The sequence below is a fragment of the Thermogutta hypogea genome (assembly GCF_055386265.1).
On sequence record NZ_AP042425.1, the window covers coordinates 69,618 to 96,048 of the forward strand.

At 63.1% G+C, this 26,431-nt stretch carries 15 protein-coding genes; 7 read left to right on the forward strand and 8 right to left on the reverse strand.

Translation table 11 applies throughout. The features are described from left to right. Positions 1–372: 372 nt before the first annotated feature. Entirely contained in the window at positions 373–1,347 is a 975-nt protein-coding gene (locus tag ACZ5B4_RS00270; protein ID WP_464912434.1) for a glycoside hydrolase family 16 protein, read from the reverse strand. Positions 1,348–1,623: 276 nt separating this feature from the next. Here ACZ5B4_RS00270 and uvrA point away from each other — a divergent pair, with 276 nt between their 5' ends. From uvrA to ACZ5B4_RS00285, 3 genes are all read left to right on the forward strand, one after another. Then, positions 1,624–4,680: an excinuclease ABC subunit UvrA gene (uvrA, locus tag ACZ5B4_RS00275; protein WP_464912435.1), complete on the forward strand. Its 3,057-nt coding sequence runs from the start codon at positions 1,624–1,626 to the stop codon at positions 4,678–4,680. A gap of 140 nt (positions 4,681–4,820) precedes the next feature. Beyond that, a complete protein-coding gene (locus tag ACZ5B4_RS00280) occupies positions 4,821–5,852 on the forward strand; it encodes a ThiF family adenylyltransferase (protein ID WP_464912436.1) in 1,032 nt (343 codons plus the stop codon). 218 nt (positions 5,853–6,070) lie between these two features. After that, entirely contained in the window at positions 6,071–7,195 is a 1,125-nt protein-coding gene (locus ACZ5B4_RS00285) for a calcium/sodium antiporter (protein WP_464912437.1), read from the forward strand. 21 nt (positions 7,196–7,216) lie between these two features. Here ACZ5B4_RS00285 and ACZ5B4_RS00290 read toward each other — a convergent pair whose 3' ends face one another. From ACZ5B4_RS00290 to glmM, 3 genes are all read right to left on the reverse strand, one after another. Further along, positions 7,217–10,144, reverse strand: coding sequence for an MMPL family transporter (locus tag ACZ5B4_RS00290; RefSeq protein WP_464912438.1), 2,928 nt, complete (start codon positions 10,142–10,144; stop codon positions 7,217–7,219). Between the two features lie 316 nt (positions 10,145–10,460). Further along, entirely contained in the window at positions 10,461–11,576 is a 1,116-nt protein-coding gene (mnmA, locus tag ACZ5B4_RS00295; protein WP_464912439.1) for a tRNA 2-thiouridine(34) synthase MnmA, read from the reverse strand. 293 nt (positions 11,577–11,869) lie between these two features. Then, entirely contained in the window at positions 11,870–13,228 is a 1,359-nt protein-coding gene (gene glmM / locus ACZ5B4_RS00300) for a phosphoglucosamine mutase (protein ID WP_464912440.1), read from the reverse strand. 1,457 nt (positions 13,229–14,685) lie between these two features. Here glmM and ACZ5B4_RS00305 point away from each other — a divergent pair. Together ACZ5B4_RS00305 and ACZ5B4_RS00310 are read left to right on the forward strand one after the other, a co-directional pair. Continuing rightward, positions 14,686–16,512 carry a phospho-sugar mutase gene (locus ACZ5B4_RS00305; protein ID WP_464912441.1) on the forward strand — a complete coding sequence of 609 codons (1,827 nt, stop codon included), beginning with the start codon at positions 14,686–14,688 and terminating at the stop codon, positions 16,510–16,512. Positions 16,513–16,879: 367 nt separating this feature from the next. Next, positions 16,880–17,377, forward strand: a complete 498-nt coding sequence (locus ACZ5B4_RS00310; RefSeq protein ID WP_464912442.1) for an RNA polymerase sigma factor — start codon at positions 16,880–16,882, stop codon at positions 17,375–17,377. 299 nt (positions 17,378–17,676) lie between these two features. Here ACZ5B4_RS00310 and ACZ5B4_RS00315 read toward each other — a convergent pair whose 3' ends face one another. Together ACZ5B4_RS00315 and ACZ5B4_RS00320 are read right to left on the reverse strand one after the other, a co-directional pair. After that, on the reverse strand, positions 17,677–19,122 hold the full coding sequence (locus ACZ5B4_RS00315) for a hypothetical protein (protein WP_464912443.1): 1,446 nt from the start codon (positions 19,120–19,122) through the stop codon (positions 17,677–17,679). Positions 19,123–19,374: 252 nt separating this feature from the next. Further along, entirely contained in the window at positions 19,375–20,478 is a 1,104-nt protein-coding gene (locus tag ACZ5B4_RS00320; protein WP_464912444.1) for a polysaccharide biosynthesis/export family protein, read from the reverse strand. Between the two features lie 371 nt (positions 20,479–20,849). Here ACZ5B4_RS00320 and ACZ5B4_RS00325 point away from each other — a divergent pair, with 371 nt between their 5' ends. Further along, a complete protein-coding gene (locus tag ACZ5B4_RS00325) occupies positions 20,850–22,406 on the forward strand; it encodes a sulfatase-like hydrolase/transferase (protein WP_464912445.1) in 1,557 nt (518 codons plus the stop codon). 28 nt (positions 22,407–22,434) lie between these two features. On the opposite strand, the gene ACZ5B4_RS00330 is transcribed toward ACZ5B4_RS00325, so the two are convergent. Next, positions 22,435–22,836 carry a GlsB/YeaQ/YmgE family stress response membrane protein gene (locus ACZ5B4_RS00330; RefSeq protein WP_464912446.1) on the reverse strand — a complete coding sequence of 134 codons (402 nt, stop codon included), beginning with the start codon at positions 22,834–22,836 and terminating at the stop codon, positions 22,435–22,437. Positions 22,837–23,138: 302 nt separating this feature from the next. Continuing rightward, a complete protein-coding gene (locus ACZ5B4_RS00335) occupies positions 23,139–23,372 on the reverse strand; it encodes a hypothetical protein (protein ID WP_464912447.1) in 234 nt (77 codons plus the stop codon). A 274-nt stretch (positions 23,373–23,646) separates the two neighbouring features. Here ACZ5B4_RS00335 and ACZ5B4_RS00340 point away from each other — a divergent pair, with 274 nt between their 5' ends. Next, entirely contained in the window at positions 23,647–26,289 is a 2,643-nt protein-coding gene (locus tag ACZ5B4_RS00340) for a hypothetical protein (RefSeq protein ID WP_464912448.1), read from the forward strand. Positions 26,290–26,431: the final 142 nt, after the last annotated feature.

Consider the following 26,431-nt stretch of genomic DNA (forward strand, 5'->3'; position numbering starts at 1 on the left):
CGGGACCTCGGAACCGAGGATTGCGACGTGTGCATGGGCAGGGCCTGCTCCTGCTCGGGCGATCACAGCCGGTCGTGTTAGAAGTTCCGCGGCCGACGGACCCATAGCGTCGCCGACTTACGAGGATGGAAACGCGTGGAGTACTCTCGGCCGGGGCCCTGTCGTTCTTGGGTTCTTCTTCTTCGGGGGTGACGGCTACGATGGGAGCCGCAGAGACGGCGAGACGCATCGGAGTCGCGCCATACGGCGTCAGCACGCTTGCGACGACGTTATCGCCCCCAATGCGCGACGCCGCGCTTCGGCGTTACTCCTTATGACAAGCGAGCGGGAAACCCGATCGGCCGGCGGCGAGGCCGCGGCACGCCCGAGCGTCTAGCGATGAAACGGGAGTTTGCCCTCTCCCCGTGGTTTCGGACCGTCGTGCGGCTCGATTCGTTCGTAGACCCGCACGTAATCGACCAGCATTTCGGCCGGGAATGCGGTTGTGCGGTCCGGATTCCCCACGAATCCGCCGCCGACCGCGAGGTTCATGATGAGGTAGAAGGGCTGATCGAATGGGGCCGGCCAAGGATTCAATTCCGATTCGTTGGAGGGGGCGACGCCGCGTCCGCCCTCCATCTTGCCGGAACTCCACCAGAATGACTGAGCCGCGTATTGCCGGTCATCTACGAACCAGCGGATTTCGCCCGGATCCCATTCGATTGCATACACGTGGTATTCGGCGATGCCTCGTCCCTCGGAAAAGACGAATTCTCGGCTGCTGTGGGTATTCGCGGGCCAACGCGCTCCGTAGTGCAACGTTCCCAGAACCTTGTTCGGCTCGTGTCCTCGGGCTTCCATGATGTCGATCTCTCCCGAGGCCGGCCAAGCCCCGTATCTATCCTCCTGGGGCATCATCCACAGCGCCGGCCAGATGCCGCGGCCGGTGGGCAGCTTCGCCCGAAACTCGATCCTTCCATACGTGGTGCAAAACAAGGGACTGCCGTCGCGTTTGCGCGATTTCAGTCGGGCCGAGGTATAGCCGCAACCGTGCAGCGATTCCTTGATCGCCCGAATATGCAATACACCGTCCTTCACGAAGGCGTTTTCCGGTTCCCTCGTGTAGTATTGCAATTCGCCGTTCCCCCAACCGGTGATCCATTGGTTGGCATCGTAGTCGTAGAAGCCGTTTCCGAGATCGAAATCCCATTTGGATGGGTCGATCCGGTCCGCTTGGAACTCGTCGTTCCACACCAGGCGCCAACCGTTGGGCGGCGACTCGGCGTGCAAGCCGCCGAAACAGGCCGCGACGTTCGCCGCCAAGAAGCCGACCACGATCCGTTGTCGCGAGGCACGCCGCAAAGTCATCCGCTGGCCTTTCTCTCCACCTTGCACCCGCGCGTCCAAACGAGATCAGCAGCAGCCGCGCTCGGGTTCGAAATGCAACACGTCTCTATGATAGTCGGCTCGGTGCGGCCGGCCAATTCCGTGGAGCCGTTCCGCCGTCCCAAGCACGACGATTGCTGATCGCGGCAAAGCAGCCCTTGCTTGGATCTTGCGAGACGCGCTTTACAGGCGTCGCCGGCGGGGCATAGACTAAAGGTTTTTGACGTTCCCCGGCAACCGCCCTTGGATAGCGCGTAGATGAGTTTCGCGGGAAACATCGTACTCCGCGGAGTACGGGTGCACAATCTGAAGAATATCGACGTCGATATCCCCAAGAAGCGGCTCGTGGTCCTGTGCGGTCCGAGCGGCAGCGGTAAGACGTCGCTCGCGATGGATACGGTGTACAACGAGGGCCGGCGTCGCTACCTCGAGAGCTTTTCCGCGCACACCCGCCAGTTCCTGGACAATCTCCCCCGGGCCGATGCCGACCTGATCGAGGGCATTTCTCCGGCCGTCGCCGTCACGGCAGGGCAAAGTCCCAGATCGCACCGGGCCACAGTGGCCACGGTGACCGAAATCTACGATTATTTGCGTCTCCTGTACGCCTCGCTGGGCCGGGTGTTCTGCACCGAGTGCGGCCGTCCCGTCGTGCAACACACGCCGCGGACCCTCCTTCGGCTATTGGAGGCTTTCCCCGGCGGGACCCGCATGATGGTGGCCTTTCCGGCCGTCACGCGAAGTAGGAATACCGAGTCGACCGGTCTGCCGGAAGAACTCCGTGCGGAAGGATATACCCGGATCATCGTCGGCGATCGGTCCTACAGCTTGGACGCAGTGCCGTCCGACCTCGCCGCGTCGTTGCCGGCCGAGAGCGAGGTGCTGGTCCTGCTGGACCGCATAATTTGGGGACAGACCGATGCGATTCGGGTTTTGGAGTCGCTGGAATCGGCGTTCCGCGCGGGAGACGGCGTGTGCGTGGTCCTGGCGCAGGAGGGTGCGGATCGCCCGCGTGATGCCGGCGGTGCCCGAGGCGCCTCGTCCGGATCGTCGGCCTTTCAGAACCACGCTACGCCTCCCGGCGAACCTTCCGGCGGCGAAGAGGGGGTGAATTCGGCGGCATATCCTCGCGTCGAAGTGGACGGCGTCCGTTACGTCCGAATGAGCTTTCGCGATCGCTGGACCTGCGCGGAGTGCGGCGCGGAATATGCGGCACCGGAGCCGCGACTGTTCAATTTCAATTCGTCGCACGGTGCGTGTCCTACGTGCGAAGGCTTCGGGACCGTGATGGAAGTGGATCTCGACCGTATTCTGCCCGATCGCGGTAAATCCTTGGCGGAGGGCGCCGTAGTCTTGTGGGAGGGCCGAGGTCGTTCCGAGTACCGTGACCGCATGCTACGAGCGGCTGCCGAGCGCGGGATATCGCCCGAGCTGCCCGTCTCGCAATGGACCGAGGAACAAATTCGCTGGCTCTTGGAAGGGGATTCGGAAACCGGTTTCGGCGGGATTCGGGGCTATTTTCGCGATTTGGAAAAGAAACGCTATCGTGCGGACGTCCGGGGCGTTTTGACGCGATACCGGATCCACCGCACCTGCCCGGACTGCCGTGGAGCCCGGCTGCGGCGCGAGGCCCTGGCCGTCCGGCTGCCGCTTCCGCCGGAATTGCCGGCGGTGGATGAGCCGCACGGCGCAACAGCGGAATCCTCGCTCGTCGCCTCGCCCCAAGCCCCCAATATCACCGAACTCTGCGGCTTCCAGGTCGCTGAAGTTTTGAGGCTGGTCCGACGGCTGGAGCTTTTGCCGGAAGCGAGCCGCATCGCACCTACCGTGCTGGAGCAATTGATCGGCCGGCTTGCCTATCTGGATCAAGTGGGGTTGGGCTACTTGTCGTTGGACCGCCCGATCAAGACCTTGAGCGGCGGTGAACTGCGGCGGGTCCTCTTAGCCGGAACGCTCGGTTCATCGTTGGTAAATATCGTGTACGTATTGGACGAACCTTCCGCGGGCTTGCACCCGCGCGACGTCGCCCGGTTGGTGCAAGCCGTCGCCGCTCTTCGCGATCGCGGCAACACGGTCTTAGTCGTGGAGCACGATGAAGCCTTCTTGCGCAGCGCCGATCGGGTGATCGAATTGGGCCCGGGGGCGGGCGAGCGCGGCGGTCAAATCGTGTTCCAAGGCTCTCCCGCCGAACTGGCTGCCGCCGGGACGCTGACCGCCGACTATTGGAATCGCAAACACGGCTACCGGGAACGCGCAACACGCCGGCGGCACGCCGACGGATGGATCCGTCTGTGCGGCGCCAAGGGCCACAATCTGAAAAACGTCACGGTCGAGTTCCCTTTGGGCGTTCTCTGCGTGGTCAGCGGCGTGAGCGGAGCGGGCAAGAGTTCTCTGGTTCAGCAAACGCTTTACCCCGCGTTGTGCCGTCGCTTCCGCAAGACCTTCGATCCGCCCTTGCCCTACGACGACCTCTTGGGCGACGGGCAAATCGCGGACGTAATTCTCGTGGACCAAAGCCCGGCGGGGCATACGTCGCGATCCTGCGTGGCGACATTCCTCAAGATCTGGGACGACATTCGCCGGGTCTTCGCCGAGACGGCCGACGCCCGCACGCGAGGCATGGGGCCGCGGCACTTCAGCTTCAACTCCGATGAAGGAGCCTGCGAGGAGTGCGGCGGCGAAGGTTATCTCGAAATCGACATGCAGTTCCTGGCCGATGTCCGCATCACGTGTCCCCGTTGCCAAGGGCGCCGCTTTCGCGAGGAAATCCTCGACGTGTACCATCGGGGTAAAAACCCGGCCGACGTCTTGGAAATGACGGTCCGCGAGGCATTCGCCTTCTTTCGCGGTCATCCCAAGGTACAAGCCAAATTGAAGCGGCTGATCGAAGTCGGACTGGACTACCTCCGCTTGGGTCAAGCTGCACAGACCCTGTCCGGCGGTGAATCGCAGAGGCTGCGCTTGGCCGCCCACCTCTCAACGGCTAGGCGGGGCGGCTCGCTTTTCATCTTGGAGGAACCCAGCACCGGCCTGCACGACGCCGACGTGACCCAGCTTCTCGATAACTTCGAGTCGCTGCTGAACGTCGGCCATTCGCTGATCGTTGTGGAACATCATTTGAGGATCTTGGCGGCGGCCGACTATTTGATCGACCTGGGACCCGGGGCGGGGGACGCCGGCGGTCGGGTAGTAGCTTCGGGAACGCCGGAACAGGTGCTCCGCTGTTCGGAGTCCGTCACGGCCTCCTACCTGGCACCGCTGTTGAAACCGCGGACGCGGGCCAAGGCCGCGTCCGAGCAGAATGGGCAGCCGGGGTGATTGCATCGCGGCCGGGGCAGGGGCTTCGGCGGCGATCGTTCACGGCGTAAAATCCCGGAGACTCGGCGGCCGGAGCGACTCGACCGCTTTAAGGAAGGGACGATCCCAATCGTTGGCGGCTTGCGGAGAACCGTTTGACCATGCACGCTTCCGACGCTCGCTACGTTCGCCAAACCCGGTTCGCGCCGTTGGGAATCGAAGGCCAGGCGGGGTTGGCGCGAGGTCTGGCCGTGATCTGTGGTTGCGGGGCCTTGGGCACGACCGCGGCCGATCTGCTGGTCCGCGCGGGAGTAGGCCGAGTCCGCATCATCGACCGGGACCTTGTGGACTGGACGAATCTGCACCGGCAGGTATTGTTCGATGAGGCAGATGCTCGGCAGGCCCGCCCCAAGGCCCTGGCGGCCGCCGAAAAGCTCCGCGCCGTGAACTCGCAAGTGGAGATCGAAGCCGTCACCGCCGATCTCTCCGCCCGGAACGTGTCGCGGCTGCTGCAAGGCGCGGACGTCGTACTCGACGGGACCGATAACTTCGAAACGCGGTTCTTAATCAACGATTATTGCGTGCGGGAAGGGATTCCTTGGATTTACGCGGGCTGCCTGGAAGCGGAAGGGCGCGTCATGACGATCCTGCCGGGAGAGACCGCCTGCCTGGCTTGCGTCGTGCCGGACTGCCCTCCGCCCGGCACCCTGCCTACTTGTGAGACTGCGGGTGTCCTCGGGCCGGCCGTCGGTGTGGTCGCCTCGTGGCAGGCCTGCGAAGCGATCAAGATTCTGGCCGGGAAACGTCAAGACGTCACCCGCGGGCTGCTCGTTTTCGAGTTGTGGCAAGGGCGCGTACGAAAGATCGCCGCCGAACGCGCGGTGGGGGAAACCCCCTGCCGCACATGCGTCCGCCGAGAGTTCCCCTTTCTGCAATCCGGTCGGCAGGTCCCCGCCGCAACGCTTTGCGGGAGCAACGCCGTTCAGGTTACGCCGCCGGAAACCCGGCTCGATCCGGCCGAGATTGCGGCTCGTTGGAGCGGATTGGGGGAGATTCTCCTGGGGGAAGGGTTTGTGCGGATTAAGACTCCCGAATGCGAGCTGACGTTGTTCTCCGACGGCCGCGCCATTGTCCGCGGAACCAAGGATCCCGCCCTGGCTCGTTCCTGGTACGCGCGGCTGGTGGGACTCTAGGATGGAGACCGGGGCGGCGTCTCGGTGGCGCTCGCCCGTTGCCGAACCTTGGGCTGCGGCCTACCATGAGCGGATCCGACCTGCGAGTCGACGTTTTCCAACTAACCGCTGACGGACCCGGATCGCGAGGAGATTCGCATGCGATTCCAAGTCGGTACGTGCGATGCTCCGGCACGTCGGCTCACCCGTAGACATCCCTTCATCCGAGGCGAGGCTCCATGTTGCAGCAGATCCTTCTGATTGCGGCCGGCTTCATCTGTTTGATTCTGGGCGGCGAGGTATTGGTCCGCGGCGCCGTCGGGCTGGCCAAACGCTTGGGCATGTCCGAGCTTATCATCGGATTGACGGTGGTATCGTTCGCCACCAGCGCGCCGGAGATCGCGGTCTCCGTCAACGCCGCCTATTCCGGCTATGTCGATGTGGCCTTCGGCAACGTGGTGGGAAGCAACATCTTCAACGTCCTCTTCGTATTGGGTTTGTCGGCCTTGGCGGCTCCCTTGATCGTGTCGCCGCAGCTCCTCAGCCGCGACGTGCCGATCATGGTCGGGCTGTCGATCCTGACCTACGTCATTGCCCGCGACGGCGTCATCTCGCACCGCGAAGGCATCTTGCTGTTGGCATTGATGGCGATCTACCTGGGGCTGTCCGTCATCCTGGGACGACGGGAAAGAGGCTCTCCGCAAGACAGCAATCCCGACGCCCCGCGAGAAGGCGACTCCCCCGCGACCCCGGCCGCCGAGTCATCGCGACCTGCCCGGGGCGGCGCGACGACGCTCCTGGGATATGCGATCTTGGTCATTCTGGGCGTCGGCATCCTGATGCTGGGGGCCAAGCTGTTCGTGGATGGCTCGGTCGCGTTGGCTCGTGCCTGGGGTGTCAGCGAGCTGGTCATCGCCGTCACGCTGGTGGCGGCCGCCACCTCGCTGCCGGAAGCCGCGACCTCGGTCATGGCGGGTTTGCGCGGGCGGCGCGACATCGCCATCGGCAACGTCGTCGGCAGCAATATCTTCAACATTCTCATTGTCTTGGGGCTGGGAACGCTCGCGGCCAAAGACGGCCTGGCCGTCGCGCCCGAGGCCCTGCGCACCGATCTGCCCGTCATGATCGGCGTGGCCGTGGCCTGTCTTCCCATCTTCTTCAGCCAACGCACGGTCACGCGTGCGGAGGGCGTGCTGCTCTTCGCCTACTACCTGATCTATACGGCCAATTTGGCGCTGGCGGTTACGCATTCGCCGTGGTTGGAGCCGTTCCGCAATAGCGTCTTTTACGGGGTCTTCCCACTGACGGCCGTTTTCCTGGCGGCGGGCGTGTTGCGATCTCGCGGCAAGAACGACGCTTCCTAGCGTCGCGGCGATTGCCAGGACTCAGGCGGCGGCGCGGTCGGAGCCGTCCCGCGAGGCGGTTTCGTCCGCCGTGCGACGCACCGCGATCCGGCTCGCCGGCTCGGTTGCCGGGCGGTCACCCACGGCTTCTTCATCGCCGGTTCGGCGACGGAAGAGCGTCTCTGCCAGGACTGTCTCGATCCCGGCGGAGTCTTCGCCCGATCGGTCTTCCGCGGAGTTTTGCAAACCGGAAAGAACGCGGAGCACGGAGGGCAGGAGGAGAGCGGCCGTCAGGCAGGTCGCCATGCCCAGGGTCAGAACTCTTCCCAGACTCTGCAAGCCCTGATGCGGAGAGAGCATCAAGGCTCCGAAACCGACCATCGTCGTCAGGGTATTGACGATCACGGCCGTCAGCGTGGACGGCTGCGGAGCAAGGTATCGCCCTCTTTGGCGCCGGTAATCGTGGATGATGTGAACCCCGTCGTCGATGCCGATTCCCAGGATCAAAGGCAGCGTGATCATGTTGGCGGGATTGAGCGGGATATCCAAGTAACCCATCAGTCCGAACAGGGCCGCCATGCCGCACGCCAGCGGAATCAAGGCCAGTCCGACGTCGCGAAGCGAACGGAAGTCCAGAAAGAGCGTGAGCGCGATCGCCACAAAGGCGTACAGTGTGGCCTCGATGTACGCCCGATTCATCTGCCGGGCGGCTTCGTAGATTTGGAACGGGTTGCCGGTGGCTTCGGGGTCCACGCTGCGGACATCCGTCACGAATTGCCGCATCACCTTGGGGTCCCAAAAGTCCCCCTTACAGTACACCTGTACCAAATGCCGCCCGTTCCGGCCCACGAAACGGACTCGCAGGCTCTCAGGCAGGTCGTTGAGCGTCGGCGGTTCCGGATCCGCGGCTTGTCGCAGGGCGGTCCATTGGGAATCCAAAGCGATTCTCACGGCCTGAGGAACGGCGGCCAAACGTCTCGCCAGCTCCTCCGGCGGTATTTGACGCAGTAGAGACTGTAAAGCCGCGATCTGCCGGGCGAAATCGGCCAAGGCGGGCACTTGGGATGCCGCGGCATACCACTCGGAAAGGGCGGCGTCCAATCTGTCGGGTAAGGCCTCCGTGAAATCCCCCGACCCTTGTTGTGCGATCCGGTTCAGCCGCTCGGCGATCGCCCGGACGGTCGGTTCCCGTCGCGCCGCATCGGGCGGGATGAGCGACACGATTTCCTCCACGTGGTCGACGGTCGGCAATCGCAAAAACTGTTCTTTCCGAGCCAAGGCGATCTCGGGGGTGTCGGCGATGGAGAGCGCGAAGTAGCTGCTCCGGCTCATGTGCTCCACGAGTTTGTTCTGAAACTCCACGCTGGGCAATCCCTGCGGTTGGAGGTTGAGGAGATTGTAGTCGTAGCGAAGCAAGGGCAATCCGCAGGCCAGCGCGGCCGTTGCCAAAACCAGTACCAAGCTGCCCGTCCGCGGCAGGCCGTGCAGCGGTCGGAACCAACCCGACAAATCGACCAGCGACGTCGTTGCAGGGGAGGGCTTGCGATCGACGAGACAAATCATGGCCGGGAGGACGGTCATGTCGGCCAACCAGCAAAGCAGAATGCCCCCGCCGGCGATGATTCCCAACTCCGCCACGCCCAAGAAGTCGGTCAGCGCCCCCGCGAAGAAGGCGGCCGCCGTGGTCACTGCGCCCGTGGCGATGCTACCGCCGACCGCGGCCGCGGTTTGGATGAGCGCGGCTCGCGTTCCTCGGATCTCTTTACGAACCGAAAGGTAATGGGCCACGAAGTGGACCCCGTAATCCCCCAGTCCGATCAACATGGCGCCGAAGGCGCTGGTCAGGATGTTGAGGTGACCCACGGTGAACGCGACGTATCCGCAGGTCCATGCGACGGCCGTCACCAGCGAGATGGTAATCATGGCCGGGTAGCGAAACCCGCCGAAGCCGGCCGTGAACACCAGGACGACTCCCAGCAAGGCGGCTCCCGCGGCGGTTCCCGAGGAGCTGCTGGCCTGCATTTCGTCGAACTCCAGCACCGGCAATCCCGTGGCGCCGAGATGCACTTGAGGATGGCGCTGCTGCACGGTTTGCAGGGTTTCGCGCAGTGCCGCCACCCTTTCGGCGTAGCGGGCGAATTGTTTGCCGGAATCGGGGACGAATCGCAACGCGATCAGGCCCAGCTTGCCATCGGGGGAGAAAAATCGCCGCTGACTCAACGGCGCAGCGGCCGCGGTCCCGGCATCGTTGCCGCCCTGGGTCGGGGCGCCGCCGGGAACCCTATCCATCGGGCCGTCGGGCGAACTGCCGGCCCCAGTCGGCCATGCCGTCGCGCTGGGAAGCTGCCGGAGGACATCTTCGCCTTTTCCGGCCAACAAGGCGGCCGTTACCGCGAAGGCGTTCTCGACCTCATGCCAGTAGGCATCCACCTGGACCTGATCCGCCCCGGCCATCGCCTTGCCGCGCTCCAAGAGTCGATGCAGATAGTCGCCCGGGTCGGCCAAGGCGCCGGCTTGAGCGGCGGCGGATTCCAGTCGGTCCAATTGCGGCGGAATCGCGTCCAGCTCCTCCTTCGGCAGGAAATAAAGCCCTTTGGCGGCCAGTCGCCCGGCGTCGAACGCTTCAAGGACGTGCTGAAAGTGTTGCGGTTGGGCCTTCAAGGCATCCGCCAACTCGGCCAAAACCGGCTCGATTTGAAGCGGCGAATCCCCCTCGACGACGACGTAGACGTCCTCTTGATCGCCGAATTCTCCGACGTACCGCAACCAGCGCTGGTGATACTCGGAGTGCGGATTCAGGAGGTCCGCACGGCTGGTGTGGAATTCGATGAAATGATAGCCGGCGGCTGCGGCAAGGGCGATGCACGCAAGCCCGACGCATAGCGTGACGATCGGCTTGATCGTGGCCGTGCGAACGAGAAAGACCGAGAGCTTATCGAGGACGCTCTCACGTTCCGGTGATTGGGACATCCTTTCCCCCCGAAGGCGAGATTTTTCGTGCGCCGCGGGCGGTCAGGGCGTTGTTCCGGCGCGAATACCGCCGCTGGGCCGCGCGGACATCCGCCGTTCCCTCCATGTTTCGCCGGCCGGGCGTCCGGTCGCACGGCATGGCAGCCTTCCGGCGATCCGCCCTGATGGTGCGTACCGCCGGTGTGACCGTGGGTTGGTCCGCTGCGGCATTCTACAGTAGCCGGCTCGAGCATCTCAAGACGAATTTCGCCCTTTTTCGGGAGGAACCGGAATCTACCCGGATTGGCGATGGACGTTCGTTCTCGCTTTCCTCGGGCTATTCGATCCAGCCTCCCGCGATGACTTGGTCGCCTTGATAACAAACCACGGCTTGCCCCGGCGCCACGGCGTAGCAGGGCTGATCAAAGACCACCTTCAGACGGCGTTCCCGCAACGGCTCAACCCGTGCCGGGACGGCGGGGGCGCGATAGCGAATCTTGGCATGGCACGGGATCGATTCGTTCGGCGGGTCGATCAGCCAGTTTGCGCGGCAGGCGGTCAGCTCGCGCCGCGCCAAGTCCTCCCGGGAGCCGAGCACGACTCGCCGCGTCTCGGGTTCCAAACGAACCACGTAGTAGGGCCGGCCGAGGGGAATACCCAACCCCTTCCGCTGGCCTACCGTGAAACGTTCCCAGCCGTCATGCCGACCGACGACCCGGCCGTCGGTCGTTACGATCTCTCCCGATGTGTCCGCGTTTCGCCGCCGTCGCACGAGGGAGGCATGGTCGCCGTCCGGCACGAAGCAGATCTCTTGGCTGTCCGGCTTGTCCGCCACGCGCAGTCCGACCTCGCTCGCCAAGCGGCGAATGGATGCCTTGGAGTGTTCGCCGACGGGAAAGCGAATGCGGGCCAGCCGCTCGCGCGGAATGCCGAAAAGGACGTACGACTGATCCTTGGTCGGATCGCGACCGGCGAAGAGACCCCAGGTCCCGGAGGCCGTCTCCTGCACTCGGGCATAGTGGCCGGTCGCCACGAAATCGGCTCCCCAGGTGTCCGCATACTCGAAAAGCTTGCCGAACTTGAGCCGGTCATTGCACACGATGCACGGGTTGGGGGTCCTTCCGTCGACGTATTCCCGGACGAAGTAGTCGATGATCGAGTCGAACTCGTCTTCGAAATTGAGCGCGTAGAATGGGATGCCGAGCTGTTGGGCGACGCGCCGGGCGTCCTCCGCGTCGGCTGCGCTGCAGCAGCCTTGTTTGCCCGGCCGAATGACGGACAATTGCGTGCCCCTGTTTGGCTGAGCGTTGCCGTCGACGGCGCATGCCGGGTGGCCTGCGCGCACTCCGTGTCGCATGAATAGTCCGACGACCTCGTGGCCGGCGTGGCGAAGCAAATGCGCGGCCACGCTGCTGTCCACTCCTCCCGACATTGCCAGGACCACGCGTGCCATAAAAGGTTATTCAGCAAGAAGTAATGAGCGGTGTCCTCAACGCGATCGCCGATCGAACCGACGGTCCCCCCGCCGGGGCGACGGAGGATATCGGCCTCCATCCGAGCAAGAGACGGCGTGAATTTCGGCTACCCGGCCCGGTCGTCGCCGAACCGCGAAACCGAGCGGCGTTCGCGGCCGGTTTCACGGCAGCGACGCCCACGCATCCATTGTACGCGACGGGCGGGAAGAGATCGCGGACACCCTCCCGGTGCACGCTAAAAAGAGGTTGCCGCGAGGACGCTTCGCACTTCTCAACCCCCTGCACCGAGGAAAGCTTCGATCCGGCGGCGAACGTCTTCGCATAGCTCGCGGGTCCGACCTTCGTCGGGCGACTCCGCAATCACACGGACGATGGGCTCGGTATTGCTGGGACGCAACAATACCCAGCTATCCGGCCAGTCCAAGCGGAGTCCGTCCAGCCGGTCCGCCTTTGCGTCGGAGTAATGCCGGATCAGCATGTCGTAGGTCGCCGCGAGTTTTTCGCGAGGCATGGGCACCTTTGTTTTGAGAATGGCGTAGCGCGGCAGCCGATCGGCGAGGTCCGCCACGGGTAAATCCTCGGCCGCCATGGCGTCCAGAACGCAGGCCATTCCGACAAAACTGTCGCGGACCAGTCCCACCGTCGGATCGATCGGTCCCCCGTTGCCTTCGCCTCCGAATACGGCTTGGTGCTGCAAGATCACGTCTACCACGTTCGCTTCCCCCACCGCCGCGGCGTAAAACGGCACGCCGTATCGGGCGGCCAAATCTCGGGACATGCGACTGGTCGCGCAATTGGCCACAATCGGTCCGCGTCGAGTTTTCAGCCGGTGGTCCACGCAGATCGCGAGCGTGTATTCCTCACCCAGATATCGCCCCGACGAATCGATGATCGCCAATCGATCCGCGTCCGGGTCCTGGCAGAAGCCGACGTCGGCTTGCACCGCCCGAACGGCTTCGGCCACGGAGACGAGATTCTCGGCCAGCGGCTCGGGAGGGTGCTCGAACAGACCGTTGGGGACGATTCCCCGCGAGACGACTTCGCAGCCCAGCGATTCCAGCAAGGGGATTCCCAGTACCCCGCCCGCCCCGTGATTGGAATCCAATAAGACGCGATACCGCTTCTGGCGAATCCGATCCGCATTGACGGTTCGCAAGACGGCTTCCAAGTGCGGTCCGACGCTATCCGGGCAATTCTCCAGCGACCCTACCCGGTGGTACTCCTGCCATCGGGGATCGGAATCGTAGAAGCGTCGGCGGATCTCTTCTCCGAACTCGGCGGGAATGACCCTTCCTTCGGGGGAAAACAGCTTCAAACCGTTGTATTCGGGTGGATTGTGGCTGGCGGTGATTTGCACTCCGCCGGCGGCCCGGTAATGACGAACAAGTAGCCCCAGGGTGGGCGTTGCGACAATATCGGCGTCGAGTACGTGGCGGCCGGAGGCCATCAAGGCGGCCTGCACGGCGAGCTGGAGCATCCGGCCGGTCGTTCGCCCATCACGACCCACGATGACGGGGCCGGCCGGCGCCGCGGCAGCCCAGGCAGCGACGTAGCGGATGGCCGTCTCCGGCGACAGATCGCGTCCAATGACGCCTCGTAGGCCTGAAACGGAAATGATCAGTTCACTCATTGAGATACCCTTGTTTCGAAGCCCCGGCCCCATGTGCATTCGCAACTCGCTCCGTTCTAGCAAAACCGTCTGAGATGTCCAAGGCTATTCGAAAAAACGAACCGCCGGATTCATTCCGCCGTCTGTAACGATGGTGATGGATACACGGGAGAACTGGCCTGATGGCCTTGCCCTTGCTAGTATTGCAGAGGGACCCTGAGGCTAAGGCCTTGCGGCGGTAAGACGTTCCGGCAGCGAGTTCCATTGGCACGGGAATTGCTATCGTTTGCGTTGACTTACTTCCCGCGATCATTTGCACTGTTTGGACCGGGTGTTTGGCGTACGTTTTTTGCTCCGCTACATAGTGATATCATTGTGACTACTAGTCACGCCCGTGTGCAATTCAGGTAGACGCTTGATTTCGGAAATCTCATTACCCGAACCGTTGCTTTCATGTCCGTGCCCTCGCGAATGGAGGATACCCCTCTTTGGAGAGTGGGTGGCGGTGAAGCCGGATCGTGGGTATCCTAAGGCTTGGAGAAAGAGCGAAGAAGTCGCGACATTGTGCATCGCGGCGATCTTTTCTTCCGGCACAAAGATAAGTATTTTTCGACGGGAGTTGGTCGGATTTGACTGGTTGCTTGAGAAAGGCGGGTTGTTCATCGAAATGCGGCAGGTTGTGGGACACGGCATCCTCTTGACGTAGTCAACCGTTGACCTAAGTTCCTTCACAACACCTTCGCAGGAAGAGAAACCACATGAGCTGTGGCAACCCTCGATTCCCGCTGCGGACCATGCGTCTTGCCTCGTCAACGTGCGAGCCGGACAAACCGATACGGATGGGAAGAACGGATAGCCCCGGGAAACTTTTTGCCCGATTCCCTCGGTCGAGTCATCAGAGGGCGCAGGCGGGCAAGAAGTGGAAGATCTCCATCTGTTATCTAGGTTGAAAATCCGGCAGGTTCGATTCAGGTCGGTTTGCTGATGCGACCTTCGCCGAATGCCGGACCTTTTCATGAGTGATAGGTTCGCCCGGCGGGCGACGCTGCTGCCTCAGCCGTTCCGGGCAGCTCCGCCCCGCGTTCTCCGGTGCTCGCAACACCAGTGCTATCATTGACGCAGGCGTGCCGAGCCGGTTTCTCTCCGTCGCTGGTCGTCAGCGTTGCTCCCGTGGCGCGGACGCGTGCGGAGTTGCGAGGCTGCCGGGCCTCCGTCGGCCGACGGACCTCACGGAGCGAGTTACCCAAGGGGGCGCGATCAAAGACCGCGGGGTTCCCCAAATGCCAACGAGGGCCGCGGTCCGTCTTGACCGAGCATAAATCACATAAATCAACCGGGTCCTCGGTCGTCGCCGACGCTGAAAATTGTAATAATGCGTGCAATTGTCGACGAAGCTTTCGGCCGGACCTGATCGCGATGCTGCGTGTCGCCGGAGCTTCGTCGGAAGACGCACAAGACGATTCGAGGAGGCGAAAGACTTGGGAGCCGAACGCATGGTGGGTTGGGGAGAATCGCAGGCCGCTTTGTCCGAGGCCGAAAAACGAGGCGAGATTTCATCGTCCGCCGCCGAGAACATTCGGGCGTGGCTCACGGAGCCGTACTACGCCGCTTACGCTCCCCAGGTGGCGGAGATGATCGAGGCGCGGCGGTGGAAGGAATTGAATGATCTGTTTTGGCAGGTCATCCCCTTCGGCACGGGCGGGAGACGGGGACGCATGTTCCCGATCGGCACCAATGCCATCAATGATCGTACGATCGGCGAGAGCGCCCAGGGGGTTGCCGACTATGTCAAGAGCGTGAAGCCGGGAAAGGCGTGGTCCTGCGGCATCGCGTACGATACCCGGCACCGCTCGCGGCATTTCGCGGAGCTATGCGCCGGCATCATGGCGGCCAACGGATTTACGGTGCACTTTTTGGACGACTATCGCAGCACCCCGGAGATTTCCTTCCTCGTCCGCTACAAGCGGTGCGACTGCGGCATCATGGTGACCGCTAGTCACAATCCTCCCAGCGACAACGCAGTGAAGGTGTACTGGTCCACCGGCGGCCAGGTCCTTCCGCCGCATGATCGCGGCATGATCGAATGCGTCAAGCACGTGAAAGAGATTCGTTCGATGCCGTTCACCGAGGCGGTGTCCCGAGGATTGGTCGTCCCGTGCACGGAGGAGGTGGATGCGGCTTACCGGGCGGCCTTGGCGCGGCAGTCGCGGCCGGGACCGCGCGATCTCAGAATTCTTTATTCTCCGTTGCACGGCGTCGGCTCGACGGCCGTGCTTCCCGGTTTGAGCGCGGCCGGCTTCGAGCAGGTCGAGGTTTTCGGGCCGCATGCGGAACCGAACGGCGACTTTCCCAACGTCGTGGATCACGTGGCCAATCCGGAGAACCCGCGGGTCTTCGACGCCATGATCGATGACGCCCGACGACGGGGTTTTGATCTCGTCTTGGCGACCGACCCCGATGCCGACCGGCTGGGCTGCGCGGCACCCGTGAGGTTCGGTGCGGATGCTCCTTGGACGACGCTCACCGGCAATCAAATTGCCTCCTTGATGGCGGACTACCTCTTGTCGCGCGCTCGAGAGGAAGGAACCCTGACGCCGCGGCACTACGTGGTCGAAACCTTGGTCACGACACGGCTAATCGGACGGATCGCCGAATCGTACGGCGTACGATGTATCGACGATCTGATGGTCGGATTCAAATGGATCGGCGGCACCATGGAATACGAGGGGCCGGAGTGGTTTCTCCTAGGGGCCGAGGAATCCTATGGTTACCTGGTGGGGGACCACGCGCGCGACAAGGACGGCGCCGTCGCGGCGATCATTCTTTCCGAGTTGGCCGCTCAGCTCAAGCAGCGCGACATGACGCTGCCCATGCAACTGGATGAGCTATTCCGACGCTACGGCGTTCACACGGAGCGGGCGTTCTCCGTGGCCATGCCGGGAGCCGAAGGAATGGCGAAGATGGCAGCCCTCATGAATCAGTTTCGCACCGCTCCGCCGCGGCATTTGGGGGGATTGGAGGTTACCAAAACGCACGACTTGCGGCGACCGATCGGCAACTACGAGGACGAATTGGAATTGGCCATGGCGGTCGCCCGATCCGGGGACGTCGTCATTCTCGACCTCGCCGGCAGCGGTAACCGTGTCGCCGTGCGACCGTCCGGTACGGAACCGAAGTGCAAGTTTTATATGTTTGCGGCAGAACCGCCGGACCCCATGACGGACCCGGCCGCCGTGCGCCGCGTCTTGGATGCGCGTCTGGCGGCCGTCGAGGCGGATTTGCGCGCATACGCGGCTCGGGTGTAACTTGCCGCAGGCATCCATCCCTTGAGCTCCAGCGTCGGTACCGGCCGCTTTTTGCCGGTCGCCTGGCGGTTTGCTCGATGGGCAAGCCGGGCACATAAAAACACTTTATCCAGATTCGCCGCGCTGTGCAGTTTTCCGTCTTTCGTGGACATTCTCTTGCTTGTTTGGCGAAGCAAAAATACAATCCAAAGGGGTGGAAGGCCGGTATTCGTCGTTTCGGTCGCGCAGGGATGCGTAGGCGCGGCGAATCTCCCACTTAGGGCGGTTGGACCCGTCTCGAAAGGGTTCTCCAGTGGTGCTTTCCGAAATCGATCGCCATCTGCTCGACCGTTGCTTGCATCGCAAGCCGAGGGCCTGGGAGGATTTCGTGGATCGATTTCTGGGCCTGGTGATTCATGTTATTCAGCACACCGCCCAATCGCGGAGCGTTCGGTTGACTCCCGAGTTGCGGGACGATCTGGCCGCCGACGTGTTCTTGGCTCTTCTGGAAAACGATTTCGCGGTGCTGCGGCACTTCAAGGGGAAGTGCAGCCTGGCGGCGTATCTCACCATTGTCGCCCGTCGCGTGGTAGTCCGTTCTTTGATGCAGCGGAAGACCCAGGCGGTTACGCTGGGCGACGCCGCCGCCCAAGCGGCGGACGGCGGTGCCGGAAAGCGGACGGAGGAGGATCGCCTCATGTCCCGGGATGAGGCGGAACGCTTGCTCGGTTTGTTGGAATCCCAGGAAGCCGCCGTGGTGCGGATGTACCATCTGGAAGAGAAGTCGTACCAAGAAATCAGCCAAGCGACCGGCATCCCCGTCAACAGCATCGGTCCGATTCTCAGCCGCGCCCGATCCAAGATGCGGCGTCTTAGCCCGGCCTGAATCACGCTTTCCATTCGGAGCACGCGCGGGATTAGCGGCGGCACTCACTCGATCCCATGTGCCGGCCCATCAAGAAACGGCAAGAGCCGCCGAAGCGGCTCACGCCTTCACGACTCCTCCAATCGCTCACACGCAAAAGGTGACTTCAACCCTGTGGATGAAGGATGCGCCTTGTTCAAGCCGGGGTGTTCGGCACAGTCGCCCGAAGTTGCGAGCGAATACCTCCCCCTAGAGCTCTGAACGTACCGACGGACGGTGCCCGGGAACGTCCCGTGGCCCAAGGCCCCGGTCATAACGAGTTACGGGTTGGCACTCGCGGCGAACGCGGCATACGGACGCGGCGATTGCCGGAACCTCGCGAGTGTGGCCGCACTGGAAAACATGTACAAGCGGCCGTCGTACACCACGCAATAGTCGGTCAGTCCGTCCTTGCGTTCGCCCGCCATCAGCATGACGGGATCGAGGCCGGACAGCACCGGCGTGTAACGTTCCGCGTTCGCGACGAACTTGTTGAGCGCGGCGGCATCGGAAAGCCAATATACCCGGCCCTTCCATTCGGCCGCGAACCTCGGCGCACCTTTGATCCACTGCTCGTTTTCGACGAGTTGGACCGGGCAGAAGCCGTCCAGCAAGGGGGCGGAGGTCGCGTTCCTGCCGGACTCGAAGCCGACCTGGGAAGCGGATTCCGGGATGCTCAATCCGACGTAGCCGACTTGTTGCATTTCGGAAGAAGCCGGCCTTTCCGTCTGGATTGCGACGGCCGGGGCGGCCGGGGCGACGGCCCGGCCGGAAGCCGCCCCAACGGAAAACGCGTTCGGTCCCGGTTTCACCTCCGGCAACCATTCGCGCCGCGACACTTCCGTGCCGAGCGTTGACTGGGCCGTCGTCGCGGGGGCCGGCCGCGCACCCGGGGCCGAGGACGGTTCGCCGCCCTGCACCATCGGGTTGCGAATAACCAGGGGAGACGATGACGCAGCCGCGCTGCCCCCGGAGGCTCCCAACGAGAGTCGCATCGGTGCCCCGCCGTTGGAGCCGGAGTAGTCGTTGCCCCCCCAAGCCGCGTTGGCGCTCGTGGACGCAGATGGTGAGGGCGGCACGGACGAACTCACCTCGAACCGATCGACCGGCGGAACGCTAATCACGGGGCCGCGTTGAGGAGTGACCGACGCGGAACTGATCGGCGGCACGATCAGCGGCAGCGTCATGCTTTGGGACGCGGAATCGGGGGTGGCGGCCGGAGGCGCGGCAGGGACTTCATCGGCATTCGGTAACGGTGCCGGTGCGGCAGGCGACGGCATCGGCTCGGTGCGAAAGGGCGTGGGTGGTGCACTTGGTTCCGGAATTACCGTCGGCGGTTGCGGTGACATATCGGTCGCCGACGGGGAAGGCGGCGCCGTTTCCCGATCGTCGCCGCCATCGGCGGGGGGATATCCCGGCAGGAGTGACGAGCGTTGCGGCGTTAAGGGTTCGAGTTTTTCGACAGGCACCTTCGGCTTGGGGCTGCCTTGCGGACGCCGGACCTCTTCGGCCCCGATGGCTTGTGGAAAGCGGATGTCCATCCGCGATTCGCCGGGCCAGGGACGCCAGCGCGTGGGATAGTGGCCGTAAAAGTCCACATTGGCCTTGCACGTGGCGCAGACGTCCGGGCATTGGTGGGCGTAATGCTGGGCAAAAGCGCGTGTCGTTGCAGACACTGCGCCGATTCCCAGAAGCGAAAGCAACACGAGTCGTCGTGCATGAGTCATGCCGGGATTTCTCCTTACGCATCCGAAAGTTTGTTTCCGCTTGGGCGAGGTTACGGAAACGGAATATCCTTATCGAGTTGCCGTCACACGCAGGACGCGGCAATTCGCACGCCATGACTTCGGGACTGCTTACGAAACCATCCTCCGTGCGTCTCCAATCGTATGGCAGTCTTTCCGCCGATAATCGTTATCCTTTTGCCACGAGAGGGTTTTCCGTACCGCGAGGCGATTTCTCTTGCGATACGTCGTTGTCTAGAACCCGCTGCGGTTTCGGTTGTATCCGCGGCCCATGGTTTGCAAGCTGCGGACCGTCGAGGTTCCCAGGCTGGTGAAGCCGAACAGGCGTTCCACCGGGGCCACCATCTTGTCGATCCAGGCGTGCATGGCGATCATCTCGTCGTGGGCGATGAAGATGCGGTCGCCCGGCAAGACCTGGTAGTTCGTGGCGGTGTTGCCGCCCCGCGTGATGGCGTTCCAATCCACGGGCAGGACCTGCTCGCAGCCGGTCCCCGCCGGCGACGGCCGCGCGATCCAGATTTTCTTGCTGGAGACCTGCGAGACGCCGCCCACCTGGGCGACCGCGTCCAAGACCGTCTCGTTGCCGGTGCAGGGCAGCCGAATGACGTTGTCATCCTCGCCCGGCCCCTCCGTGATCACGTAGTACACCTTGCTGTTGTAGGCCAGCACTTCCAGCGAGACCTCCGGCGAGTCGAGGAATTGCCGGAGGTGCCGCCGCACGGCCTCGCGGGCCTCGGGGAGCGTCATCCCCGCCACGTACACCGCCCCGTATTGCTTGAGGTTGATCGTCCCGTCGGGACCCACCAGGTAGACGCCGTTGATCGGTTGCAAGCCGCTAGCGCGGGCCAATTGGACGGCGACTTCGGGAGCGCGGAGGATCTGCCGGAGGTGTTGGTCGATGGCCCAGCGGGCCTCTTCCACGGTCATGCCCGCCACCCGGACCGAACCGTAGGCCGGCCCCAGATTGATCGTCCCCTCGGCCTCCACCATGTAGTAGCCCGCGATGGGCTGGTCCAACAGCGTTCCGATCACGTCCACTTGCAGCACGTCGTAAACCTCCAACCGATACGGCGGGAGGGGGACCATCTTGGGGACCTCGATCTGGACGACGTCGGGCGGCTCCAGGCGGTAGGCGGGCAAGGAGACCTTGGCCAATTCCCGCGGCGGCTCCAACTCGGCGGTGGGCGGCGTCTGTTCCAGCCCCGGGTCGTAGAAGTCCATGGTCCGACAGCCCGATGCAACAAGCGTCACGGCCGCGATCAGGGAGAAGATCGCTGCGAAGCGGGCGCGGGACGGGAGTAGGGAACCAAGCAGGTCGAGATTGCGACCGGGGATCATGGCGTAGGGTACCCCTCAACCGAGTGAGGCATCAGGTTCGGCACGCAAACCGAACGCAGGCGGCAAACCCGTCGCCGCCGTTGCTGTCGGAATAATCGGCAAACTTTGCCAACAACTTGCCTGAAAGTTGGCAAACCAAGGCCGCTATTTCGCCGCCGCCTGCAATCAGGCAAGATAAAGGAGGTCGATCCGTCCCCAACGTACAAGCGAGCGAGGTTGACCTGTGCGTCCGTGAATTGGCGATGACCGACTTCCTGAGCCTTGCGCGAAGGGCCGGAATTCCACCAAATATTCCGTGCTCGGGGGAGTAAGACCGGTGCGGCGATTCGCGAAGCGGGAGCGATTGCCGAAGGAAAGGATAAACGGCAGCCATGCGAAATGCGATCGTGATCGTTGTTGATGGGCTGCGGCCGGAATACCTCGGCCCATACGGCAACGCTTGGGTTTTCACGCCGCACCTCAACCGCCTCGCCGCTGAAGGGTTTGTCTTCGATCATTGCGTCGCGGCGGAACAAGATGCGTCCCTTCTGTTCCGTTCGCTGCTGACCGGCCGGCATCCGTCATTGCTTGCGCGACAAGGCTTGAAGGACTGGGACGGCACCGAGGCTACTGTGCCCTTCCTGCAAGCGGTTCGAGCGCGCGAGGGTACGGGCTTGTTTGTGACGGATGATCCGCGGCTTTTCCAAGATCCGGCGGCACGGTCATTTGACACGGTGGAGCTGCTCTCCGGTCGGCGGATCGAGGCACGGCGGGCCGATTCGTGGGAGGGGGTTTTGGCGGGCCTGCCGCCGACTCCGTGCTCCGATTGGTCGGAAACATGGACGGCCGGGTTTTTCTCCCAGGTTTCGGATATGTTGGCGAACCTGAAGGATCGGCCGTTCTTGTTGTGGTGTCACTTCGGCGGGTTTTCGCGGATTTGGGATTGTCCGACGGAATTTCGGGAGCGATATCAAGAAGAGGGAGATCCGCCTCCCTGGAATGGCGTGTCTGCCCCGCGACACTATTTCCCTCCTGGCGCGGATCCCGATTCCTGGTTGCCGTTCGTCCAAGCCTATGCCGGCCAGGTTGTGCTTTTGGATCTGTGTTTGGGGGGACTGCTTCAGGCGATTTCGCTGAGCGGCCTCAAGGACCAAAGCGTGCTTGCCCTGGCCGGTTTCGGGGGATTTCCGTTGGCAGAACACGGATGGCTTGGTATGTGGAAAATGTCGCCCCGGAATGAGCGGATCGGTTGCCCCCTGCTGCTTCGCTTTCCCAGCCACGAGGGCGCAGCCGATCGTAGTCACGCCCTGTGCTATATTCACGACCTTGCACCGACGTTGATCGAAGCGATGAGCGACCCTGCCGCACCCTCGCCTGAGACTGCAACCCAATCCAACCAAGCGACTTGCATAAACGCTATCGATTCCGGTGGCGACCTGCCGCTTCCGTCGATTCCCGAGGTGGATGGGCAAAGTCTGATGCCGGTCATTCGCGGCGCCTTGGAAGGGGTGCGAGATCGGCTGTTTTGTTATTGTGATGAGCCGGCTGCGGTGGGTGTCCGGACGCCGTCTTGGTTGGCACTGGTGGATATGACTCTGGAGCTGCTGCCGTTCGACGAGGGAACGAGCGATGCCGCGTTAACATCCCGCGGATCGTCCGAGAAGCCCGGCGAATCGGTTGGTTCCGAGTTGCCCCAACTTACCGCATCGGGCGGCGATTGCGCGGATGATTCGGACTCGCCGCAACTCCCGGATGTGGCGACGGTTCGGCGGATCGCGGAGCTTTACGTCAAACCGGATGACCGTTGGGAAATGAACGACGTGGCGGATCGCTGTCCGGAGGCGGCCGTGGCGGCAATTCGACAGGCCGCGGCCTTCCGTAATCTGGTGAGGGGGGAGCTTTCCGCCCTGCCGCCCCCGGATCCGAGGTTGACGGAACGCCTCTCTTAATGCCTCGTCGGCGGAAAGGCCGGGGGCTTCAATCCTCATCTTCGGGCGGATCGAGGAACCATCCGCCTCGGACCGAAGCCGGGCGTCGCCGCGCCCCTTGGCGAGTGGTCCGCGCGGCCTGCTCCGCCGCCAAAACCAAGAGGAATCGATAGCCCACCAGCAGAGCCGAAGCCCCGGTGACTGCCGCTACGGCGCCCAGCGGGCTGATGGGGTGAAAGGATTCGAATCGCCAAACGGCTTGCAGAGCGAGCGGTCCGATGGTCGAGCCGAGCAGGCCGATGACCAAGATGCCGAGAGCGCCGCTCGGTTCTTCACCGGGAAATATGATGCGGGCGGCCAAGCCGACCAGGAAGCCGAAGCCGATCCAGATTAGGATCAGATAGATCCAAAATTGAACGGATTCGGAGAATTGGAGTTGGAGAAAGACCATCGCGGTCGCTCCGCTCCGGGTAGAGCCGTCCCCACAAAGTCGTCGATCAGCGGCTGTTTTCGAACATGGCTTTTCCGAGCAGTCGCGCAGGCCGGGCGGTCTTTAGGTGGGAGCCGGCAGTTCCGTTCGGCGGAACGTGGGTCGGCCGCGAGCGATTCCGAAATTTGCGGGAGTTGCCTCCCTCAAGGAATCGGCCGACCTCCGGTCGCAACTCGAAACGATTCCCTCGGAAAAAAGCTCGGACGGCCCTCGGCGACTTGCCCGGACCGTCCTCGGCCTCGCATTCTCACGAGAGGGTTTGGCTATTGGGCTTGGTTTTGCCGGGCCTGAGCTTCCTTCAGAGCCGCTGCTTCGCGCGAGAGCTTGAATTCCGTCCCCGGCGGGAAGTATTGGACGTCGTCCTTGAGATAATATGGGCTGGGGAGCATTTGTCCTCCCACATCCACTTGGCAGCCCGTCCCGGCGAACAGTGCCCCGGAAACGACCCCTGCCAGAATCCAGATCAGCCCTTTAACGCGGGTCTTCGGGCCGCTCATCGCCAACCTCCTGCTGTATTATCTTCCTGACCGAGGACTGTACGTCGCTGCATGGCGAGCCGCCCGGCCGCACGACGTACGATGCTGTCGGAACCCTGCAACCCACAGGATCGTCAAAGTCGTTATCGTCATTACAGGCGATGCGACTTTAGCCTGACCCGCCGTGCGTTGGAAACATCTCGCTTCCAGACGTAAGATCAAGAGAGATCAAACGGCGTACGGCCCGTTCGGCGGTGTCGGGCGAGGGCGGTGCTACCGGCAAGAACCGAAGCTCATGGAACGGAAGGCGGAGGAGGAACGACCCATGGCGGCGTGGACCGGCGGCCGGCAGGCGGTGTTTCTATTGACGGTTATCCTTTCCGTCCCCCCCGCGACGATGGGGGCCGAAGTCGGCCTACCGCCGGACAAGCTGCCGATCGTCGCCGGGGATCATCCCCGCGTGTTTTTCTTTCGCCAGACGGAATCCTTCGCCCGCGGAAAGAGAATGCCTTACGACGACTGGGACGCTTGTTTCAGTCGGCTTCTGGGCATCATGGGTAAGGCTTTGGATGAGGAAATCCCTGGCACGATCCCGGACAACATCGACTATTTTACGCGTTTCAAAGACCGCCATCCGGATCAAGCGGTGCTGCTGCATTACAACGGCAACGCCCGGGACCCGCGGTTCGAGCCGGAGGAATTCTTCGCCGGGCATTGGCTGTATCACGTAGGCTCTGTGATTTTGGAGGATGTGCCCGCCGAGGAGGGGCAAACGGTCATTCGCGTGGCCGATCCCACGTTGTATCGCATGAACATGGGCCGATACCGCGACAAGAACGACGAGATCGGGCTATGCGAGCTGGATGAAAACGGGCGACCGAACTGGTTCCGTTCCGAGCAGGTGCAACTGGTCGCCGCCGACCCGGCAAACAAGACGATCACCGTCCGGCGGGGATGCTACGGGACGAAGCCTCGCGCGTTTGCCGCGGGCAAGGCCTACGCCGCGGCTCACGCGACCGAGGGGCCGTGGGGACGGCGCTCCAACCTCTTGTGGTTCTACAACTACGCGACCTGCTGCCCGAAAGACCTACAGGGCCGAACCTGTTGGCAGGTCCATGCCCAGGATTTGGCCGACCGTTTCGCCCCCGGCGGGGAGTTGGCCGCCTTCGACGGCCTGGAGTTCGACGTCCTGGCGTTCCGTCATAGCGGCGGGAATCGCCCCTTGGACTGCAATGCCGACGCGATCGGCGACGACGGCGTCATCGAGGGAGTCAATGTGTACGGATTGGGCGTCATCCGATTCCTCGAAGAATTACGGCAGCGGATGGGAGGTGACAAGCTGATCTTGGCCGACGGGCAGCAGCAGGACGGCGGCCAGCGCGGCTTCGGCATCCTCAACGGGATCGAAAGCGAGGGCTTTCCGCACCTGTCCGACCACGACATCGAGGACTGGTCGGGCGCCTTGAATCGTCATGCCTATTGGGCCGCTTTTTCCCGCCCGCCTGTGTTCAACTATGTTAATCACAAGTTCATCGCTCCCGGCGAAAAACCAGGAGAACAATATTATCCTGAACTGCCTTGGGGCAGGCACCGGCTTGCGTTTGCGGCGGCCGTGTTTACCGATGCGGCGATCTGCTACTCCTACGCTCCGCCGCGGGGCGACTCGGAATTTCCCATCGCCGTTTGGGACGAGTTTTGGGCGGGCAAGAAACGGCGATTGGGTTGGTTGGGCAAGCCGCTGGATCCCGCGAAGACCCTTGCCGTCGAGGCACCGAACCTTTTGGCGTCGCTGAGGCAGCACGGCTCGGCCGGTACGGCGGCAGTCTCCTACCCCATGTTGGTTGATGCGCCCGCATCGGCGAAGCAGATTGCACGAGCGATCACCGTAACCATCGACGGGGAGGATTTGTACTTCCGGATGACCGCTTCGTCGGATCCGCTTGCCGGCTATCCCGCCACGATGGCCCGTTACGTGAAGGTCGGGTTGCGGTCGCAGGGAGACCTGATGCGCCTGGAGAGTCTAGGCTCGGCGATGATGCAGTTGCGGGGCGAGGAACCGCGCGCTTTGAGTGGCGAGACCGGCGCCTCCCTGCGGTGGGCCGGTCCGACGACCTTGGGCGGGACGACTTTGCCCGCCTTTGCCGCGCATCCGCCCTACAAGACTAAGAAGGGATCGGTCTGGTGGAGCACGACCGTTTCCATTCACAAAGGCTCTCGCCTGCACTTTGCGACCGGGATGGGCGAGCGAGCGCCGGGCCGAAGCGACGGCGTCGTCTTTCGCGTCGAAGCCCGACCCATCGAGACCGGCAAGGGTTCGATCACGCTCGGTCCGCCGACCGTCTTGTTCGAGCGGAATCAGGTGGCGTCGCGATGGGAGACCCACGATATTCCGCTGGATGAGAAGCTCGCGGGGAAAAACGAGGGCAAAGACGATGGGGAAAAGGAGAGCCGATCCTTTGAGCTGCGGTTTATCGCCGACGCCGGTCCGAACGACGACGCCACGACCGACCACGCATTTTGGGGCGATGTATGGGTGGGAAGCTCGGCACCGGTTCGCCTCTCGTATCGATCGGCCGAGCACGGATCTTGGGTGGGGCGAACGCCGTTTTCTTCGGAATTCTACTTCCGCGGCCTGAAGCCCGGCACGTACGAATTAGAGATCGTGTTCGAGGGCCGGGAACAGGTGGTCATTCACGACATGTCCGCACACGCTGCCCCCGACGCACGTTACCGGCGGTTCGAGCGGGGCATCGTCCTGGCGAATCCGTCGTTGCATCCGGTCGCGTTCGATCTCGCGGCGATCGCCCCCGGAGTACGGTTCAGGCGGATTTCCGGAACATCGGGACAGGATACGGAAACAAATAACGGACAACCGATCGGTCCGACGGCGGCACTGCCGCCCCTGGATGCGTTGTTCCTGGAGGTTGCCGAGGATTGATCGCCGCCGAGCGGGCACGTGCTTCCCGCACGCCTGAGATACAACGGAAGTTTTGCGAAGTATTTGTACAGCATGCCGTTCCGACGGCAGACAGGCGACTTGTGAAAACAAGCAAACACGAATTTGCAACGTTTTTTACTCC